At 49.6% G+C, this 3,017-nt stretch carries 2 rRNA genes; both read right to left on the bottom strand.

What is annotated here, in order from left to right:
- Window positions 1–2: 2 nt before the first annotated feature.
- Window positions 3–110: ribosomal RNA gene (rrf, locus tag N7548_RS08790) — 5S ribosomal RNA — on the bottom strand.
- 30 nt (window positions 111–140) lie between these two features.
- Window positions 141–2,985: ribosomal RNA gene (locus N7548_RS08785) — 23S ribosomal RNA — on the bottom strand.
- Between the last annotated feature and the right edge of the window lie 32 nt (window positions 2,986–3,017).

The raw sequence follows: 3,017 nt of genomic DNA, 5'->3' as shown, positions 1-3,017 counted from the left end.
TTGCCTGGCAACGTCCTATCTTCGCACATTGTACTATTTTCGGCGCTGAAGTGCTTAACTTCTGTGTTCGGGATGGGAACAGGTGTGTCCACTTCGCCATCGTCACCAGACATCTCTCAAAACTAGATAAATTCATTTGTAAGGTTAAGTCCTCGTTCTATTAGTATCAGTCAACTTCACGCCTCGCGACGCTTCCATACCTGACCTATCAACCTCGTGGTCTACAAGGGAACTTACTTATTGCTAATGGGAAATCTCATCTTAAGGGGGGCTTCACGCTTAGATGCTTTCAGCGTTTATCCCGTCCATACATAGCTACCCAGCTGTGGCCTTGGCAGGCCAACTGGTGCACCAGCGGTATGTCCATCCCGGTCCTCTCGTACTAAGGACAGCTCCCTTCAAATTTCCAACGCCCACGATAGATAGAGACCGAACTGTCTTACGACGTTCTGAACCCAGCTCGCGTGCCGCTTTAATGGGCGAACAGCCCAACCCTTGGAACCTTCTTCAGCTCCAGGATGCGACGAGCCGACATCGAGGTGCCAAACCGCTTCGTCGCTGTGAACGCTTGGAAGCGATAAGCCTGTTATCCCCAGGGTAGCTTTTATCCGTTGAGTCACGGCCCTTCCATTCGGAACCGTAAGATCACTAAACCCGACTTTCGTCCCTGCTCGACTTGTTGGTCTCGCAGTCAAGCACCCTTATGCTTTTGCGCTCTACGAATGATTTCCAACCATTCTGAGGGTACCTTCGGGCGCCTCCGTTACTCTTTGGGAGGCGACCGCCCCAGTCAAACTGCCCACCAGACACTGTCCTCCGGATTACACATCCGCTAGTTAGATACGCCGTGCACAAAGGGTGGTATCCCAACGTCGACTCCATCAAGACTAACGTCCTAATTTCTCAGTCTCCCACCTATCCTGTACATCGTACACAGTATATCAATATCAAGCTACAGTAAAGCTCCATGGGGTCTTTTCGTCTAATCGCGGGTAACCGGCGTTTTCACCGGTAAACTTGATTTCACCGAGCCTCTTGTTGAGACAGTGCCCAAATCGTTACGCCTTTCGTGCGGGTCGGAACTTACCCGACAAGGAATTTCGCTACCTTAGGACCGTTATAGTTACGGCCGCCGTTTACTGGGACTTCAATTCAATGCTTCGTTTCCTGACATCTCCTCTTAATCTTCCAGCACCGGGCAGGCGTCAGCCCCTATACTTCACCTTGCGGTTTTGCAGAGACCTGTGTTTTTGATAAACAGTCGCTTGGGCTTCTTTTCTGCGACTCATTTTTTGCATTTTGAGTCCCCCTTATCCCGAAGTTACGGGGTCAATTTGCCGAGTTCCTTAACAAGAGTTTTCTCGCGCGTCTTAGTATTCTCTACCCACCCACCTGTGTCGGTTTACGGTACGGGTAGTATATAGATTAACCCTAGAAGCTTTTCTTGAAAGTATGACGTCATCATCCTTTACCTACCGATCCTCAGCCTCGCCATGCGGATTTACCTGCACGACAGCCCTAGATCCTTGTCCCCAATCCATTCAGGGGCGGATGTTAGCCTGCTCTGTCACTCCATCAGTCTATATACTAGTGCAGGAATCTCTACCTGCTATCCATCGGCTACGCTTCTCAGCCTCACCTTAGGCCCCGACTTACCCAGGGCGGACGAACCTTCCCCTGGAAACCTTGGGTTTTCGACGGACAGGATTCTCACCTGTCTTTTCGTTACTTACACCGGCATTCTCACTTCTAACCGCTCCAGCTGTCCTTCCGATCAACCTTCTCCGCTGTTAGAACGCTCCCCTACCACTTGGATTCAATCCAAATTCGCAGCTTCGGTATCATACTTAGCCCCGGTACATTTTCGGCGCAGAGTCACTCGACTAGTGAGCTATTACGCACTCTTTAAAGGATGGCTGCTTCTAAGCCAACCTCCTAGTTGTTTGTGCATCTCCACTTCCTTTGCCACTTAGTATGAATTTTGGGACCTTATCTGGCGATCTGGGCTCTTTCCCTCTTGACCATGAACCTTATCACCCACAGTCTGACTGCTAGCCTTATTTTATGACATTCGGAGTTTGATTGAGCTCAGTACCCCGAGGTGGGGCCATCACACATTCAGTGCTCTACCTTCATAAAACCTTCTGCTAACGCTAGCCCTAAAGCTATTTCGGGGAGAACCAGCTATCTCCGAGTTCGATTGGAATTTCACCCCTAGCCACAAGTCATCCGAGAATTTTTCAACATTCCGCGGTTCGGTCCTCCATTTACTCTTACATAAACTTCAACCTGCTCATGGCTAGCTCACCCGGTTTCGGGTCTACGTCACACAACTTATTCGCCCTATTCAGACTCGCTTTCGCTTCGGCTCCGCCCCTCTAGGCTTAACCTTGCTCTGTAACGTAACTCGCCGGTTCATTCTACAAAAGGCATGCTATTAGGCATTAACGCCCTCTAACTAGTTGTAGGCACACAGTTTCAGGTTCTATTTCACTCCCCTCCCGGGGTTCTTTTCACCTTTCCATCACTGTACTGGTTCACTATCGGTCACTAAGACATATTTAGCCTTCGGAGATGGTCCTCCGATCTTCAAACGGGATTCCTCGTGTCCCGCCCTACTTCTCGTTAGCTGAGTCCATAACATTTCGACTACAGGATTCTCACCTTCTTTGATTGGCCTTCCCATGCCATTCGTCTATATTATGGTTTTGTAACTCGTCTGCTAATCAGGCTCCTCCACGTTCGCTCGTCGCTACTAGTAGAATCGTTTTTACTTTCTTTTCCTGCAGGTACTGAGATATTTCAATTCCCTGCGTCCCCCTCCCATTTCTGGGATGACATGTCTTCCACATGCCGAGTTGCCTCATTCGGATTCCCACGGATCGTCGCGTACTTACTGCTCCCCTGTGGCGTTTCGCCGTTAGTTGCGTCCTTCATCGGTGCTTAGTGCCAAGGCATTCACTGCGTGCCTTCTCTTCCTTAACCTTACGTCAGAATTTATCTACTTTTCAAAGATC

Origin of the sequence: Paracholeplasma manati (assembly GCF_025742995.1) — a bacterium.
Lineage (GTDB): Bacteria > Bacillota_I > Bacilli_A > Acholeplasmatales > UBA5453 > Paracholeplasma > Paracholeplasma manati.
The sequence above is the reverse complement of the archived record's forward strand: the minus strand, read 5'-3'. Positions and strand labels throughout refer to the sequence as shown.